This is a genomic window from Streptosporangium sp. NPDC048886, assembly GCF_055586905.1.
The window spans coordinates 1-15,654 of the sequence record NZ_JBVJHH010000016.1 but is presented as its reverse complement, the minus strand read 5'-3'; the positions used below and the strand labels follow the sequence as shown (position 1 = coordinate 15,654).

Sequence of the window (15,654 nt, the reverse complement as noted above, 5' to 3'; positions counted from 1 at the left end):
GCTCTGTAACACTTTGGAGGGCTTGTTCAGCGGCCCGCAGGGCGGCGAGCCCGTTGACGAGAGACACACTGGAGACGCCCGTGCCGAGCCGCCGACATCCAGCCGCCGTCCTGTTCGACCGTGACGGCACCCTGATCGTGGACGTCCCCTACAACCGCGACCCCGGCCGGGTGGAGCCCGTGCCCGGAGCCCGCTCCGCGGTCGACCGGGTCCGCCGGGCGGGCGTGCCGGTCGGCGTGGTCACCAACCAGTCCGGGGTGGCCCGGGGGCTCGTCGGCGCCGAGGAGCTGCGCGCCGTCAACGCGCGGGTGGAGGAGCTGCTGGGCCCGTTCGACGTCTGGGTGGTGTGCCCGCACGGCGAGAACGACGGGTGCGGATGCCGCAAGCCGGCTCCCGGGCTGGTGCTGCGGGCGGCGGCGGCGCTCGGCGTGGACGCCCGCGACTGCGTGGTCATCGGGGACATCGGCCGGGACGTGGAGGCCGCCCAGGCGGCCGGGGCCCGGGGCGTCCTCGTCCCCACCCCGCGGACGCTGCCCGGCGAGATCACAGCCGCCACGGAGGTGGCCGGCGATCTCGCCACCGCCGTGGACCTGGTGCTCGGAGCCGCCACCGCGGACAGTGCGGCCCGGACCGGCACGGCGGGCGGTCCACCGCCCGGGACCGACACCGTGGGCGAGACGCCACGGGCCGGCACCGCGGGCGGTCCACCGCCCGGGACCGGCACCGCGGGCGGTCCGCCTCAGGCCCGGGGCGGGGGCCGTTCGGACGCCGGAGCCCTGCGGTGAGGGTCCTGCTCTGGCACGTGCACGGGTCCTGGACGACGGCGTTCGTGCAGGGCGCCCACGACTATCTCGTGCCGCTCGTCCCCGACCGCGGCCCCGACGGGCGCGGCCGGGCCCGGACCTACCCCTGGCCCGCCACCGTGCGCGAGGTGCCGTGGGACCGGCTCCACGGCGAGGAGGTCGACCTGGTCGTGCTGCAGCGCCCCCACGAGCTGGAGCTCGTCCGGCGCTGGCTGGGCCGCCGCCCGGGCCGGGACCTGCCCGCCGTCTACGTCGAGCACAACGCCCCGGCCGGCGACGTCCCCGGCACCCGCCACCCGCTGGCCGGCCGCGACGACATCCCGCTGATCCACGTCACCCACTTCAACGACCTGTTCTGGGACTCCGGCAGGGCACCCACCCAGGTCGTCGAGCACGGCGTCGTCGACCCCGGCCACCGCTACACGGGCGAGCTGCCGCGGGCCGGCGCCGTGGTCAACGAGCCCATCCGGCGCGAGCGGGTCGCCGGGACCGACCTGCTGCCCAGGCTCGCCTCCGCGGCCCCGATCGACGTCTTCGGCATGAAGGTCACCGGCCTGCCGCACCGGCTCCGCTTCCCCTTCGGGACCTTCGAGGACCTGCCCCAGGAGGCGATGCACGCCGAGCTCGCCCGGCGGCGCGTCTACCTGCACCCCTACCGGTGGACCTCGCTCGGTCTCTCCCTGATCGAGGCCATGCTGCTCGGCATGCCCGTCGTGGCGCTGGCCGCCACCGAGGCCGTGGAGGCGGTGCCGCCGGAGGCGGGGGTGATCTCGACCCGCGTCGCCACCCTCACCGCCGCGCTGGAGACCTTCGTCACCGACCCCGCCAGAGCCCGGCAGTGCGGGAAGGCCGCCCGCGCCGCCGCGCTCGCGCGCTACGGCCTCGGACGCTTCCTGGCCGACTGGGACCGCGTCCTCGCCGGGGCCGCCGGACGCTGAGGCGCCGCGGCCCCGCCCCGGACGGCCAGGTTCCCCGGACCGGGTGACTTTTGCGTCGAGGGGGGAAGGAGCGGCGGATGAAGACTCCAATCACGCTGGTGGCGCTGGCCGCGGTGGTGACGGGGCTGGCCGGTTGCGCGTCCGCGGAGAAAGGGCCCGCCGAGCAGGCGGTGACGCGGTTCTACGCCGCCCTGCACAGCCGCCAGGGTGAGCAGGCCTGCGCGCTGCTGGCGCCGAAGGCGGCCGAGAGCCTGCAGACAGGGGGCCAGACGTGCGCCAAGGCCGTCCTCGACCTCGATCTGCCCGGTGGGCGGCCGCGCGGGATCGACGTCTGGGGCGACGAGGCCCAGGTGCGGCTCACGCGGGACACCGTCTTCCTGCACCGCTTCCCCCGTGGCTGGCTGGTGCGCGGCGCGGGCTGCCGGCCCCGCGGCGACCTGCCCTACAGCTGCGAAGTGGAGGCCTGACATGCGCGTCATGTTCGTCACGACCCTCACCCTCGTCGTGGTCGGCCTGATCTACGTCTTCGCCATCGGCCTGCTGCAGCGCTAGGGGGACGCTGATGAAACGATTCGTCAAGGAGAACAGCCTCAGCCTGTTCTTCCTGGTCACCTTCCTGCTGGCGCTGCTCGGCCAGTCCTTCGCGGGGAACGCCGCCACCAACGACCAGCGGCTCAGCGAGGGGGCCGAGCCGATCTCCTGGCTGCACTACGTCACCTCCTCCGACTTCGCCGTCGACGTCGCGGAGAACTGGCAGTCGGAGTATCTGCAGTTCCTGCTGTTCATCCTCGCCACGGTCTGGCTGGTGCAGCGGGGCTCTCCGGAGTCGAAGAAGCCCGGGGAGGAGGGCGGGGGGAGCGACGCCGAGCAGAAGACCGGACGGCACGCCGAGCCCGGCAGCCCGCGGTGGGCCAGGGCGACCGGGCTCCGGCAGACGCTGTACGGCAACTCTCTCGGCGTGCTGATGGGCGTGATCTTCGTGCTGTCGTGGCTGGGCCAGTCGGTGGCCGGCCGGGCGAGCTACAACCAGCAGCAGCTCGCCCAGTTGCAGGACCCCCTGAGCTGGGGCGGCTACGTCACCTCGGGCGACTTCTGGGACCGCACCCTGCAGAACTGGCAGTCGGAGCTGCTGGCCGTGCTGTCGATGGTCGTCTTCTCCATCTACCTGCGCCAGCGCGGATCGCCCGAGTCCAAGCCCGTCGGCGCCCCGCACCGGGAGACCGACGTCGAGGGCTGACCCGGACCGGCCGCGGCCCGGCACCGCCCCGCCGGTGGGCCGGCACCGCGCGCGGACGGACCCGCCGTACCCGGACTCCCCGGATACGGCGGGCCGTCCGCGTGACCGGCCGGGCCCGCCGGAGCGGCGGTCACCCTCCGTCGTCGCCCTGGCCCTCGGGACGCCACGCCTCGGATCCGGCGGCGCCCTTGCGGTCGTCGGGGATCTGCGGCGTGGGACCGCCGGGATCTATGCCGGTGGGGGCTCCGATGCCGGCGGCGTCCTCCCGGTCGTCCGGCACCTGGGCCGGGGGTTCGGGGGAGGTGCTCTCCGGGTCGCTCTCAGTCATGGGGTTGCCCCGTCCTCGAAAAGGCCCCTCGGCCGGGGCGGTGCGGACCGTCCGGCGACCGGGGAGACGCGATCATCGACACACAGGGAGTCCCTATCCGCCGCGGGGCGCCTTATAGCTCGTGCCGGCAAAGCTCTCCAAAAGGGAGGAGGCGCCCCGCCGCGCCGGTCAGCCGTTGGACTGCGGGACGATCGGGCCCTCGCTGGCCTGGACCAGGACGAAGCCCTGCCCCTGGAAGGCGAGCTGCGCGGCCTCGCCGCTCCCCCGCCCGATGAGCGCCCCCGCCTTGAGGGTGCGGTTGACGCCCACCCGCAGCCCGGCGCTCCAGCAGACCGCGGACTGGCTGTCGGCGAAGGTCGGCGCGTAGGAGGTGTCGAGCAGCACCGGCGCGCCGTGCGCGGTGACCGCCACCCAGCCGGTGCCCTGGACCGTGGTGTTGAACAGGCCGCCGGTGGCGATGCCGGCGCCCTGCAGCCGCTGGATGTCCCAGGCGAGCTGCGGGTCGAAGGCCAGCAGGTTGGTCCCGTTGACGGTGATGGCCTCGTTCTCCAGATAGAACAGGTGCACGTCGTCGGCGTTGTTGGCCACGAAGAGCGTGCCCTGCCCGCGGACCCGCATCAGCGGCGCGCCCTCACCGGTGACCATCTTCTTCAGGAACCGCCCGACCCCGCCGGACCCCTCGTAGTCGAAGTCCATCTGCCCCTGGAAGGCGACCATCGACCCCTGCCGCGCCAGCACCTCCCCGTTGAGCTGCACCCGCAGCATCTTGGAGTTCTGCAGGGCGAAGTGGCCGGGGACCTGGCCCTGGTCCAGGTTTCCGAAGAACGAGCTACGCACGGGGTGAGGCCTTTCATCGTCGAGGAGCCGCGGGAGACCGCATGAGAAGTGACGAACGGGGCCGGATGCGGGTTCCCCGCGCCGGTGGGACCGACCCTACAGACCGGTGAGGACCGACCCCACGGACCGCTGGGGGAGGGACCGGCCGCCGGCGCCCTGTCTGACTTCCGGCGGTGGAGCCCCCCTGGCGACTGGGTAGCGTCAACCGGATGAGGAAGTCGGCGGCTGACCGGATCAGCCGGTATCACGTGCTCACGGAGACCCTGCTGTGGGCGGCTGTGTGCCTGCCCGTGCTGTGGGCGGGATTCACCTCCGCCGAGGACGCCTACGCGTGGTGGGAGGTGACGGCGGGGCTGGTCCTCACGGGCGCGGCGGTGGCGCTCGGCCGGCCCTTCCCACCGGCGTCGATGCTCCTCACCGCGGCGCTGTGGGAGATCTCACTGCTGTCCCGCGGCGAAACGGCGGTGGGCGTCGTCCCCTTCTTCCCGGCGATGGTCGTCATGAGCTATCTGGCGGGCGTACGGACGGCACGGACGCGGCCCGGGCTGCTCGGGCTGGCCGGGACGGCCGCCGTGACGGCGGTCCTCGCATCCGTCCTGACCGGCGGCTCCGCGGTCGGGTTCGTCGCGGTCGTGGGGGTCGCCCTGTTCGGGGCCGTCCCCTGGCTGACCGGGCGGGGCAGGCACCATCATCTGGAGCTGGCCCGCTCGGGCTGGGAACGCGCCGAGCAGCTGGAACGCGCCCAGCGGATCGTGGCCGAACAGGCCCGGCTGCGCGAGCGCACGCGCATCGCCGGGGACATGCACGACCTGCTCGGGCACGAGCTGAGCCTGATCGCGCTGCGGATCGGCGGGCTCGAAGTCGCGCCGGACCTCGACGCCCGCCATCGCGACGCGGCCGGCGAGGCCCGCAGGGCGGTCACCGCCGCCTCCGAGCGCCTCCAGGAGATCATCGAGGTGCTCCGCGACGACACCGCCCCGGCCGCGCCGGACCTGCCCGGGGAGAGCGTCGCGGAGCTGGTGCGGCGGGCCGCCGCCTCCGGCGTCCCGGTCGAGGCGCACGGCGCGCGGGAGGGCGGGTGGCCCACCCCGATGGTGGAGCGCGCCGTCTACCGCGTGGTGCAGGAGGCGCTGACGAACGCGGTCAAGCACGCCGCGGGGGCACCGGTGACGGTCAGGCTCGACCAGCTGGCGGACGAGACCGTGGTGACCGTGACCAACGGCGCGCCGCCCGCGGGCCCGGTGTCCGGCCGCAGGGGCGACCAGGGCCGGGAGGGCCTGATCGCGGGAGGGGGCCACGGGCTGATCGGCCTGGCCGAGCGGGTCCGCCTGTGCGGCGGGTCCCTCCGGGCGGGCCGGTGCGGCGACGGTTTCGAGGTGACGGCACGGCTGCCGCACGTGCCGGGCCCGGCCGGGGAGAGCCGGATCCCGTCGCCGTCCGCCGTCCGCCTGCAACAGGCGCGGCGGCGGGTGCGCCGCGCCCGCACCCTGGCGATCGGCGCGGCCGTGGCGACCTGCGCGGGCGCGGCGGTGGGCGTGGGCGGGTTCATGACTTACGACACCGTCACCTCCGCCCTGCCGCCCACCGACTTCGACCGGCTGTGGGTGGGGCAGAATCGGAGCGAGGTGGAGGCGGTGCTGCCGGCCCGGACCCGGGCCGACGCCGTGGGGCGGCCGGGACCGCCGGTGCCCGACGGGGCCGAGTGCCTCCACTACGGCGCGCACCGCAACCCGTTCGGCGGGGACCGGGGGGAGCTCTACCGGCTGTGCTTCAAGGACGGCCGGCTGGCGGGCAAGGACTTCCTGCCCGCCGCCCCGGCCCGGCGGGCGACCACCCGGCAGGAGGGAAGACATTGATCCGAGTGGTGCTGGCCGACGACGAGACCTTGATCCGCGCGGGGGTGCGGATGATCCTGTCGGCCGACCCCGAGATCGAGGTGGTCGCCGAGGCCGGGGACGGGCGGGCGCTGGTCGAACTGGTCCGCGCGCACCGGCCGGACGTCGCCCTGGTCGACATCCGCATGCCGGAGCTCGACGGGCTGGCCGCGACCGCCGAGATCCGCCGGGCGGTGCCCGGGACGGCGGTCCTGATCATGACCACCTTCGGCAAGGACTCCTACATCGCGCGGGCGCTCGCCGACGGCGCCGCGGGGTTCCTGCTCAAGACCGGAGACCCCCGGGAGTTCCTGCTGGGGGTGCGGGCGGCGGCCGAGGGCGGCGCCTACCTGTCGCCCAAGGTGGCCGCACGGGTGATCGGCGAGCTGGCCGGCGGGCGCATGGCGCGCGCGAACGCCGCCCGCGAGCGGATCGAGGTCCTCACCAGGCGTGAGCGTGAGGTCCTGGGCCTGGTCGGCGCGGGCATGTCCAACGCGGAGATCGCCCGGCGCCTGCACCTGGTCGAGGGCAGCGTGAAGACCTACGTCAGCACGATCCTGGGCCGGCTCGGCGTGCGCAACCGGGTGCAGGCCGCCGTCATCGCCCACGAGGCCGATCTGGTCGAGCGCGGCTAGCCCCTCCGGGCGTGCCCGGCGCGGTCGGCGGCCGCCGCCGCGGTGAGCGCCGGGCGCAGCGGGCCTCCCTCGCGCAGGCGCGCCACCAGCGGGGTGAGCAGGGGTGTCAGGGCCAGCATCAGCGGCGGCGCCACCACCGCGCCGAGCAGGGAGCCCGCGATGACGTCGTGCGGATAGTGCACGCCGACGAAGACCCGGGAGAAGGCTCCCAGCACGGCGAGGACCAGCACGTAGGGGGCGGTCCGCCGCCAGGCGACGGTCAGGGCGGCCGCCGCGGCGGCCACGAGCGTCGCGTGGTTGCTGGGGAAGGACCAGTCCCCGTACGGAGGACACTCGGCGATGGCGGAGACGCCGCGCAGGACCCGGCAGGGCCGGTCCTCCTCCATCAGGCCCTTGGACAGTTCGCTGATCACGTAGGCCGCCACCATCGCGACGGGGGCGAGCAGGGCCAGCGTCATCGTCCGGGTGTCCTGGCTGCGGGCCCGCCACCAGGCGGCGAGGAAGAGCGCCGCGAACAGCAGCAGCACGGCCTCCGTGCCGATCTCGGCCAGCGTCTGGAACCAGGGCGGGGTGCTCTGCGCGAACTCGGTTATCTCGCGGTACAGCTCGGCGCTGACGTCGGGCACGTCCTCGATCTGATCGCTCACATTTCCTCCACGTCGTCCCTGCAGGTCGCGAACGACTGTAGGAACCGGGAGGTCAGGCGGGCAGTCGCCGATCGTCACCGATCGGCATTGACTTTCGGCAAGGTCACCCGGGGCGTCCGGCGGGTCCGGGGATCACCGGGGACGTCCGGTGGGGCCGGAGGGGCGGCCGGGGACGTCCGGCGGGGCGGGGCCCCGGGGACGTCCGGCGGGGACGGAGGGCGGGGGCGGGACCGGCCCGGACCCGTGAGTGATCAGGCCAGGCAGCGCAGGGCCGCCCTGAGCCTGCGGTCGAGCGGGTGGCCGTCCGGCAGCCGGCCCACCGTCGCCTCGACGAACTCGGGGACGGACAGCTGCGCGCTCGCACCGGCGGCGTGCACCCAGATCCGCTCGGCGGTCAGCTCGACCTGCGCCTGCGATCCCTGCTCCGCCAGCACGGCGGCGGCCACCTCGGCCCGCCACCGGGCCCGCTCGCCGGCCTCGTCGTCCGGCACGGGAGCGCCCACGTCGTCGGCGTGGGTGGCGTACTCGGAGTCGTAGTGGAAGGTCTGCAGGCCCACCGGATACGGGCCGGCCAGGGTCTGCAGCTCCGCGTCGCGGCCGAGCGCGCGCATGCGCCCGCGCGTCTCGCCGTTCGCCCGCCGCCACTCCTCCAGCACCTCCTCCACCGGCATGCCGCGGCTGCGCCGTACGCACCAGTCGTTGAAGCCGTTGAAGCCACCGGTGACGCCCTCGCGTCCGAGCATCGCGGTGAAGCCCTGGACGTCGCCGTCCAGGCAGGCGTGGTTGTACAGCTCCTCGCCGGCCAGATGGCCCAGGACGTCGCGGACCGACCAGCCCGCGCACCGCGAGGGGCGCTCCCAGCCCTCGTCGTCGAGCCGGGAGAAGTGGCGGTCCAGGCGGGCCGCCTCGGTGTCGAAGATGTCAAAGGGGTCGAGACCCGCCAGCGGGTCCTTCGTGGGTGAGGTCATGCGTCAGAGGTACCCGGGAAAGGGGTGCCATACATCGCAGGGCGGCGGCCCGGACGGCGCGCGGCGGTCAGGCCGGCCGCCGCGCGGAGCCCCTCCCGCGCCGGCTCGACCCGCTGAACCGTCTCCCTCTCCGCGGCCGGCGTTCACCGGCTTTCAAGCGAAGGACAAGCGGCAGCCGCGAAGGTGGAGCGGTGAGGGAGACATCGATGAACCCGGCCGAGGACGGGGTCCACGCGGGGCGGGCCGACGACGGCTGGGAGACGGACTACGAACAGCTCGCCGACCTCAACCACCTGCTCGGCCTGCAACGGGAGGAGGGCGACCGCGAGGCCGCCCTCGGCACCGCGAGGCGGGCGCTGGAGCGGGCCCGCCGGCTGCCGCCCCGGCACCGCCTCGCCGTGGCCGCGGCCCTGCAGGAGCTCCGGGAGGAGCTGACCGCGAGCGAGCTGTGGGACGAGGCGAGGCAGGTGGCCGTCGAGACCGTCCGGGCGTACGCCGGGCTCGGCCAGGACGGTCCGGACCTGCGTTTCCGGCACGCCCTGGCCCTGGACGGCATGGCCGGGATCGACCTGCGGCTGGGTGAGCCCGCGAGCGCGCTGGAGGCCGTCCTGACCTCCACCGGGATGTACCGGGCGCTCGCGGGCGCCGACCCGGCCGGCTACCGCCCGGAGCTGCTGCGCTCGCTGCACAACCTGCGGCACGTCCACCGTGAGCTCGGCCGGCTCGGCGACGCCGCCGGCGCGATGCGCCAGGCCGTCGCGCTGTGCCGGGAGGCCCGCGACGGCGACTCCGGCTGGACCCCGGAGCTGGCCCGCGCCCTCGACCGCCTCGGCTGGGACCTCGAAGAGAGCGGGCAGCACGGGGCCGCGGTCTCCGCGCTGGAGGAGTCCGCGGCGCTCTACGGGGAGTGCCCGGGCGGCGAGGAGTCCCGAGCCGACGTCCAGGAACGGCTGGGCGTCGTCCTGACCGCGGTGGGCCGGAGCGCGGAGGCGGTCGAGGCCGCCGCCGCGGCCACCGCGCTGCTGCGGGAGATCGGCGACCCCGCGCGGCTGGCGACCGCCCTGCACAACCTCGGCATCAGCCTCCGGGGCGCCGGCCGGGCCGCGGAGGCAGCGGAGGCGGTGCGCGAGTCGGTGGAGCTCCTCCAGCGCCTCTACGACAACGACCCCGGCTGGGCGGCCGGGCTGGCCGCCGCCCTGGGCTGTCTGAGCCTCCTGCGGGAGGAGTGCGGGCAGTTCGAGCAGGCGGCCACCTCGGGCGAGCGCACCGTGAGCCTGCTGGAGCGTCTGCACGGCGACGGTAACGGCGACCACGGCCACGACCTCGCCCAGGCACTGCACAACCTGGGCCGCTACCACGAGCGGCTGGGGCGGCCGGAGCGGGCGGCGGCCTGCCTGGAGCGGGCGCTCACGCTGTACGGGGAGCTGGCCTGGCGCGCCCCGGACCGCTCCCGATCCGGCCTGGCCGACGCGTGGGTCGCGCAGAGCGTCTACCTGGCCCTGCTCGGCCGCCCCGAGGAGGCGGTGGACGCGGCGCAGCTGGCGGCCGACCTGTACGGCGGGGCCTCCCCCGCCGAGACGGACCACCTGGCGAGGACGGCCGGGCACCCGGCGGGAACGGCCGGCCGGCGGGCGGGAACGGCGGAGCACCGGACGGAGGCGGCCGAGCATCCGATGGGAACGGCCGGCCGGCGGGCGGGAATGGCGGAGGCCCTGTCCCACCTGGGCGCCCGGGCGGCGGACGCCGGGCACCACGGGCGCGCCGTCCGGGCGACAGCCCGGGCTGTGGACCTCTACGAGGACCTCGCGTCCCTCGACCCGGGCTCATACCTGGGCAAACTGGCCGACGAGCTTGACAGCCTCGCCGTACGGCACTGCGACCGGGAGAACCACGAGAAGGCTCTGCCCCTGCTCGAACGGGCGGCCTCCATCTGGGAAGATCTCGGCCACGGCGCCAAGCTCGCGGTGACGTTGCGCAGGCAGCTCCTCGTCCTGAGCTGCCTGCGCCGCGACACCGAGACGGTGACCGACAGGTTGCTCGCGGCGGCGGACAACCCGGTCGACGCCTTCACCGCCCTCGGCGAGCAGCTGGTCGGCGCCCGGCAGCCGGAGGCGGCCCTGGAGCACCTGATCCGGGCGGTCACGCTGTGGGAGATCACGTCGATGCGGCAGCCGGACGCCTCGGCGTCCCCCTACGCCCGCGCGCTCTGCCTCATGGCCGCCTGCCTGGACGACCTGCTCCGCCCGGACGAGGCCGTCGCGGTCCAGCAGAAGGCCGTGGATCTCCTCACCGCCGTCGTCGAGGACGAGCCCGAGCAGCTGCCCCTGCTCTCCTGGGCGCTCGGCGAGCTGGCCGGCTACCTGCGCCAGGCGGGCCGCGCCGACGAGGCGCTCGACCACCGCCGCCGCGCCGTCGAGATCGACCGCGGGCTCGCCACACGGGAGCCGGCCCTGCACCGTCGCTCCCTCGCCGGCTCACTGACCGACCTCGGTCGGCTCCTGGAGGATCTCGGCAACCACGCGGAGGCGGAGGAGGTGCTGGCCCGGGCGCGCCTGCTCAGCGCCACCCTGCCGGATGCCGGGCAGGCCCCCTGACGCGGGCCTCTCGATGCGGCCCCCTGACGCGGGTCCCCCGATGCCCGCCGGGTCCCCCGCCCCCGCTCCGGCGAGGGCGGGGGCGGGGGCGGGGGCGGGGACCCGGCGGGCGGCGGGTCAGTCGTCGTCATCGTCGGAGTCGCGGCCGCGCGACGTGAGGTTGACCCCGGACTCGCGCAGGAAGGCGATGAGCGGCCCTTCGGAGGCGAGCCCGCCCTCCCGCCGCGCCTTGACCAGGTCACGGCCGATCCCACGCAGCTCGTGGCGGACGTCCCCGCTCTTGCCCTCCTGGATCTTCCGGGCGATCTTGGCGATCTTCTCCCGGACCTTGCGGGCCAGCTTGGGATCGATGCCTCCGCGCCGTTCCTGGTCGGTGACGGCACGGCCGAAGGCCAGCAGCCGCGCCCGCCACTCCTCCGCCGCCGATCGCGGCGACGGCCGGGTCCGGCTGGGGGCCGGGGACGCGCTCGGCGAGGCGGTCGGCGACGGTGACCGCGGCACGGACGGCGTTCCGGACGGGGCCGCGGCGGTGGTGACCGAGCTCACCGGATCCGACGGGGCCGACGGGGCCGACGTCCACAGGGCCCCGGCCACGAGCACGGCGACCACGCCCAGCGCGGCCCCCGCGTGCCACCTCCGCAGGCGGCCCGGCGCGGGTTCCGCCACCCGAGGCTCCCCCGGAGCACCGGGCTCCGCCACCGGGCCGAGGTCCGGTACGGGGAACACCGCGGTCTCGTGGGCCCGGGGCGCCTCGGCGCCGGGAGCCCTGGGCGGTGCGGCCTCATGGCCCCGGGACCGCACCGTGTCGTGGGCCCGGGGCGCCTCGGCGCCGGAGCCCCGGGACACCGCGCCCTCATGGACGCGGTGCGCCGCGGTGTCATGGGCACGGTGCGCCGCGTGGCGGGCGACGTCGGCCAGCACCCGGCGGACGACCTCGCCGCTGGCGGGCCGGGCGGCCGGGTCCTTCTCCAGCAGGGCCAGCACCAGCCTCTCCAGCTCCGCCGGGACGTCCGGGCGGTACCGGCTGGGCGGGTCCGGACGGTCGTGGACGTGCTGGGCGGCCAGCTCCGTCGCCGGCCCGGTGAACGGGGGACGCCCGCACAGCAGCTCGTAACAGACGCAGCCGAGCGCGTAGAGGTCGGAGGCCGCGTTCCCGGCCCCGCCGAGAACCTGCTCGGGCGACAGGTAGGCGGCCGTGCCGATGCCGCTCCTCCCGGAGGTCAGCCGTACCGCGGCCTCGGTCGCGACCCGGGCCGTCCCGAAGTCGACCACCTTGAGCACGCCGTCCGCGCTCTGGTGCAGGTTGGCCGGCGTGACATCGCGGTGCACGACTCCGGCCCGATGCGCGGCGTCCAGCCCGAGCGCCGCCTGCCCCGCCAGGCGGCACATCGCCGGGACGCTCAGCGGCCCGTTCTCGGCCAGCTCGGTGGCGAGATCGCGGCCGGTCAGCAGCTCCATCACCAGGAACGGCCGGCCCTCGTGCTCGCCCACGTCGAACACCGTCACCACGTTGGGGTGGACGACCCGGGCGGCGGTCCGCGCCTCCCGGGCGAACCGCTCGCGCATCGAGATGTCGGCCACCCGCGGCGACAGGATCTTGACCGCCACCGGCCAGCCCGGCCGCAGATCATGACCGCGCCACACCTCGCCCGTCTCGCCCCGGCCGATCAGCTCCTCCAGCCGGTACCGGCCGGCGAGCATGGCCGGCGGCCGTTCCCAATCACCCACGATTCCCGCCATCGATTCCGAGCCCGGCAATTGGGACCCCACCTTACGGGTGCCCGGCCGGGGTGGTGCCCGCAGGAACCGATCATGACAGCGGCCGTCCGGGTCCCGTCGGCTCAGACGGACGGTTCCGGGACGGCGCGCAGGGCCTCCGCCGCCGCCGCGTCGTCCGGCCGCCGCTCCGCGGCGAGCTCCGCCTGGACGTACAGCCGGTACCGCTCCGTCTCACGCCGCACCGTGTCGTCGTCCCAGCCGAGGACCGGGGCGATGAGGGCGGCCACCTCTGCCGCGGCGGCGAGGCCGCGGTCCCGCTCCTCCATGAAGACGTGGGTACGGCGGGTCAGCACGTCCTCCAGGTGCAGCGCCTGCTCGTGCGAGGCCGCGTAGACGGCCTCGGCCCCCAGGTAGTCCGGCGCCCCGTGGAGCGGCCGCCCCAGTGCGGGGTCGGCGGCGACCAGGTCCAGCAGTTCCTCGACCTCCGACCCGTAGCGGCGCAGGAGCCGTTCCACCGAGGCGACGCTCAGCCGCGAGCGCCCGGCCAGGCCGTGCCGCCCGTTCCACAGCGCCTCGTACCCGGCCGCCCCGAGGAGCGGGACCCGGTGGGTGACCGACTCCGGTACGGCGGTGCCGAGCTCTCGCGCGGCCATGTCGACGGCGTCCTTGGCCATCACGCGGTAGGTGGTGTACTTGCCGCCGGCGACGACCACCAGGCCCGGGAGGGGGGCCGTGACCAGGTGCTCGCGCGAGAGCTTCGCGGTGTCCGCCGAGTCGCCGGCGAGCAGCGGGCGGAGCCCGGCGTAGACGCCTTCGACGTCGTCGTGGGTCAGCGGCCGGCGCAGCACCGCGTTGACGTGGTCGAGCAGGTAGTCGATGTCGGCGCGGCTGGCCACCGGGCGGTCCTTGTCGAGGTTCCACTGCGTGTCGGTGGTCCCGATGATCCAGTGCCGTCCCCACGGGAGCACGAAGAGCACACTCTTCTCGGTCCGCAGGATCATGGCGCTGCGGAGCCCGATCCGGTCACGCGGCACGACGAGGTGCACGCCCTTCGACGGCCTCATGGTGTGGCTCCCCCGGACGCCCGCCATCGCGAAGGTCTCGTCCGTCCAGACTCCGGTGGCGCTGATCACCTGACGCGCGCGGACGGTGACCTCCTGGCCGCTTTCGAGGTCCGCCACGCGCGCTCCCACGACCCGGGCGCCCTCGCGGAGCAGGCCGGTCGCGCGTGCCCTGCTCACGACGGTGGCGCCGTAGCTCGCGGCCGTCCGCACCAGCGTCAGCGTCATGCGCGCGTCGTCGGTCTGCGCGTCGTGATACCGGAGGGCGCCGACGAGGGCGTCGGGGCTCAGCCCGGGAGCCTCCTCAAGGGCGCGGCGGCGGCTCAGGTTCCGGTGCCGCGGGACGACCGGCCGCAGCCCGCCCAGAAGGTCGTACAGGGTCATGCCCGCGCCGATGTAGAAGCGCTCCCAGATCCGGTGGGTGAGCGGGAAGAGGAACGGGACGGGGTGGACGAGATGGGGCGCCAGCCGGGTCAGCAGCAGGTGACGCTCCTTGAGCGCCTCCCGGACGAGCCGGAAGTCGAGCTGCTCGAGGTAGCGCAGGCCGCCGTGGATCAGCTTGCTGGACCGGCTCGAACTGCCGGCCGCCCAGTCACGGGCCTCGACCAGCGCGACCGACAGACCGCGGGACACCGCGTCGAGCGCGGCCCCCGCGCCGACGACTCCACCGCCGACGACCAGCACGTCGTAGTGGTTCTCGCTCATCTCCCGCAGCGCCGTCGCCCGGTATTGCGGTCCCAATGCTGCAGATTTCACGGTAGGGCTTCCTCTCCTTCAGGGCCGAGCGTGGTCTCGTCCTTCAGGGGCGAGCGTGGTCTCGCGGAGAGGCGGGGCCCGGCCGCGGCGGCCGGTCAGTCGACCTCGACCCAGTTCAGTGTGCGTTCCACGGCCTTCTTCCAGCCGGCGTAGCCCCGCTCACGCTCTTCGTCGCTCCACTGGGGCTGCCAGCGCTCGGCCTCGTTCCAGTTCTGCTTGAGCGCGTCGGTCGACCGCCAGAAGCCCAGCGCCAGGCCGGCCGCGTAGGCGGCGCCGAGCGCGGTCGTCTCGGCCACGACCGGCTTGGACACCGGCACCCCGAGGACGTCGGCCTGGAGCTGCATGCACAGCCGGTTGGCGGTGACGCCGCCGTCCACGCGGAGCACGTCGAGGACGACTCCCGAGTCGCTGTACATAGCCTCGACGACGTCGCGGGTCTGGTAGCAGATCGCCTCCAGGGTGGCCCGCGCGATGTGGGCGTTGGTGTTGAAACGCGACAGCCCGACGATCGCGCCCCGCGCGTCCGAACGCCAGTAGGGAGCGAACAGCCCCGAGAAGGCCGGCACGAAATACACCCCGCCGTTGTCGTCGACCTGCCGGGCCAGCGCCTCGCTCTCGGCCGCGCCGGAGATGATGCCGAGCTGGTCACGGAGCCACTGCACCGCCGAGCCGGTCACCGCGATCGACCCCTCCAGCGCGTACACCGGCCGGTCGGCGCCGAACTGGTAGCAGACCGTGGTCAGCAGGCCGTTCTTCGACCGCACCAGCTCGTGACCGGTGTTCAGCAGCAGGAAGTTACCGGTGCCGTAGGTGTTCTTGGCCTCGCCCACCTCGAAGCAGACCTGCCCCACGGTCGCCGCCTGCTGGTCGCCGAGGTCGCCCGACAGGGGCACCTCGCCCTTCAACGGCCCGTAGCGCCGGGTGACGCCGTACAGATCCGGGTTGGAGGAGGGCCTGATGGTGGGCAGCATCCGGCGCGGGATGCCGAAGAAGGACAGCAGTTCCTCGTCCCAGTCGAGGGTCTCCAGGTTCATCAGCATGGTGCGGCTGGCGTTGGTCGGGTCGGTGACGTGCACGCCGCCGTCGGTCCCCCCGGTGAAGTTCCACAGCAGCCAGGTGTCGGTGTTGCCGAAGATCGCCTCGCCGTCCTCGGCGGCCCGGCGCACCCCTTCGACGTTCTCCAGGATCCACTGGATCTTGCCGGCCGAGAAGTAGGTCGCCGGCGGCAGCCCGGCCTTGCGGCGGATGACGTCGCCC

The 15,654-nt window shown here is 74.8% G+C and carries 14 protein-coding genes; 7 read left to right on the top strand and 7 right to left on the bottom strand.

Translation table 11 applies throughout. From position 1 onward, the window contains the following. Positions 1-80 precede the first annotated feature (80 nt). The 4 genes from ACZ6R6_RS20845 (at position 81) to ACZ6R6_RS20830 (ending at position 2,978) form a co-directional block, all read left to right on the top strand. Positions 81-785: a D-glycero-alpha-D-manno-heptose-1,7-bisphosphate 7-phosphatase gene (locus ACZ6R6_RS20845; protein WP_470095577.1), complete on the top strand. Its 705-nt coding sequence runs from the start codon at positions 81-83 to the stop codon at positions 783-785. Further along, positions 782-1,741, top strand: a complete 960-nt coding sequence (locus tag ACZ6R6_RS20840; protein WP_470095575.1) for a glycosyltransferase — start codon at positions 782-784, stop codon at positions 1,739-1,741. The genes ACZ6R6_RS20845 and ACZ6R6_RS20840 overlap by 4 nt, the downstream gene beginning before the upstream one ends. Before the next feature lie 77 nt (positions 1,742-1,818). Beyond that, on the top strand, positions 1,819-2,208 hold the full coding sequence (locus ACZ6R6_RS20835; RefSeq protein ID WP_470095573.1) for a hypothetical protein: 390 nt from the start codon (positions 1,819-1,821) through the stop codon (positions 2,206-2,208). Positions 2,209-2,303: 95 nt separating this feature from the next. Beyond that, a complete protein-coding gene (locus tag ACZ6R6_RS20830; RefSeq protein WP_470095571.1) occupies positions 2,304-2,978 on the top strand; it encodes a DUF6766 family protein in 675 nt (224 codons plus the stop codon). A 130-nt stretch (positions 2,979-3,108) separates the two neighbouring features. Here the strand turns inward: ACZ6R6_RS20830 and ACZ6R6_RS20825 are convergent, their stop codons facing one another. Further along, complete coding sequence (locus ACZ6R6_RS20825; RefSeq protein ID WP_470095569.1) at positions 3,109-3,306, bottom strand: hypothetical protein; 198 nt, start codon at positions 3,304-3,306, stop codon at positions 3,109-3,111. Between the two features lie 168 nt (positions 3,307-3,474). Continuing rightward, positions 3,475-4,143 (bottom strand): AIM24 family protein, encoded by a 669-nt coding sequence (locus ACZ6R6_RS20820; RefSeq protein WP_470095567.1) that lies wholly within the window; start codon positions 4,141-4,143, stop codon positions 3,475-3,477. Positions 4,144-4,352: 209 nt separating this feature from the next. Here ACZ6R6_RS20820 and ACZ6R6_RS20815 point away from each other — a divergent pair, with 209 nt between their 5' ends. Beyond that, positions 4,353-5,999, top strand: coding sequence for a sensor histidine kinase (locus ACZ6R6_RS20815; RefSeq protein ID WP_470095565.1), 1,647 nt, complete (start codon positions 4,353-4,355; stop codon positions 5,997-5,999). After that, positions 5,996-6,652, top strand: a complete 657-nt coding sequence (locus tag ACZ6R6_RS20810; RefSeq protein WP_470095563.1) for a response regulator — start codon at positions 5,996-5,998, stop codon at positions 6,650-6,652. Before ACZ6R6_RS20815 ends, ACZ6R6_RS20810 begins: the two co-directional genes overlap by 4 nt. Here the strand turns inward: ACZ6R6_RS20810 and ACZ6R6_RS20805 are convergent. After that, positions 6,649-7,299, bottom strand: a complete 651-nt coding sequence (locus ACZ6R6_RS20805) for a phosphatase PAP2 family protein (RefSeq protein WP_470095561.1) — start codon at positions 7,297-7,299, stop codon at positions 6,649-6,651. The two genes, ACZ6R6_RS20810 and ACZ6R6_RS20805, sit on opposite strands and share 4 nt — an antisense overlap. Positions 7,300-7,550: 251 nt before the next feature. After that, a complete protein-coding gene (locus ACZ6R6_RS20800) occupies positions 7,551-8,267 on the bottom strand; it encodes a maleylpyruvate isomerase family mycothiol-dependent enzyme (protein ID WP_470095559.1) in 717 nt (238 codons plus the stop codon). A 191-nt stretch (positions 8,268-8,458) separates the two neighbouring features. On the opposite strand from ACZ6R6_RS20800, the gene ACZ6R6_RS20795 reads away from it, so the two are divergent. Beyond that, positions 8,459-10,861 carry a tetratricopeptide repeat protein gene (locus ACZ6R6_RS20795; protein ID WP_470095557.1) on the top strand — a complete coding sequence of 801 codons (2,403 nt, stop codon included), beginning with the start codon at positions 8,459-8,461 and terminating at the stop codon, positions 10,859-10,861. A 117-nt stretch (positions 10,862-10,978) separates the two neighbouring features. Here the strand turns inward: ACZ6R6_RS20795 and ACZ6R6_RS20790 are convergent, their stop codons facing one another. From ACZ6R6_RS20790 to glpK, 3 genes are all read right to left on the bottom strand, one after another. Beyond that, positions 10,979-12,589: a serine/threonine-protein kinase gene (locus ACZ6R6_RS20790; RefSeq protein ID WP_470095555.1), complete on the bottom strand. Its 1,611-nt coding sequence runs from the start codon at positions 12,587-12,589 to the stop codon at positions 10,979-10,981. A 113-nt stretch (positions 12,590-12,702) separates the two neighbouring features. Next, the gene (locus ACZ6R6_RS20785; protein WP_470095553.1) at positions 12,703-14,397 is read right to left on the bottom strand and encodes a glycerol-3-phosphate dehydrogenase/oxidase; all 1,695 of its coding nucleotides are present in this window, start codon (positions 14,395-14,397) and stop codon (positions 12,703-12,705) included. A gap of 95 nt (positions 14,398-14,492) precedes the next feature. After that, the coding region (glpK, locus tag ACZ6R6_RS20780; protein WP_470095551.1) for a glycerol kinase GlpK at positions 14,493-15,654 on the bottom strand (1,162 nt) is incomplete at its 5' end.

Bases quoted from the DNA above. Each gene is read 5' to 3' on its own strand.
- ACZ6R6_RS20815 (WP_470095565.1), top strand. From the start codon at position 4,353: ATGAGGAAGTCGGCGGCTGACCGGATCAGCCGGTATCACGTGCTCACG.
- ACZ6R6_RS20825 (WP_470095569.1), bottom strand. From the start codon at position 3,306: ATGACTGAGAGCGACCCGGAGAGCACCTCCCCCGAACCCCCGGCCCAG.
- ACZ6R6_RS20835 (WP_470095573.1), top strand. From the start codon at position 1,819: ATGAAGACTCCAATCACGCTGGTGGCGCTGGCCGCGGTGGTGACGGGG.
- ACZ6R6_RS20830 (WP_470095571.1), top strand. From the start codon at position 2,304: ATGAAACGATTCGTCAAGGAGAACAGCCTCAGCCTGTTCTTCCTGGTC.
- ACZ6R6_RS20800 (WP_470095559.1), bottom strand. From the start codon at position 8,267: ATGACCTCACCCACGAAGGACCCGCTGGCGGGTCTCGACCCCTTTGAC.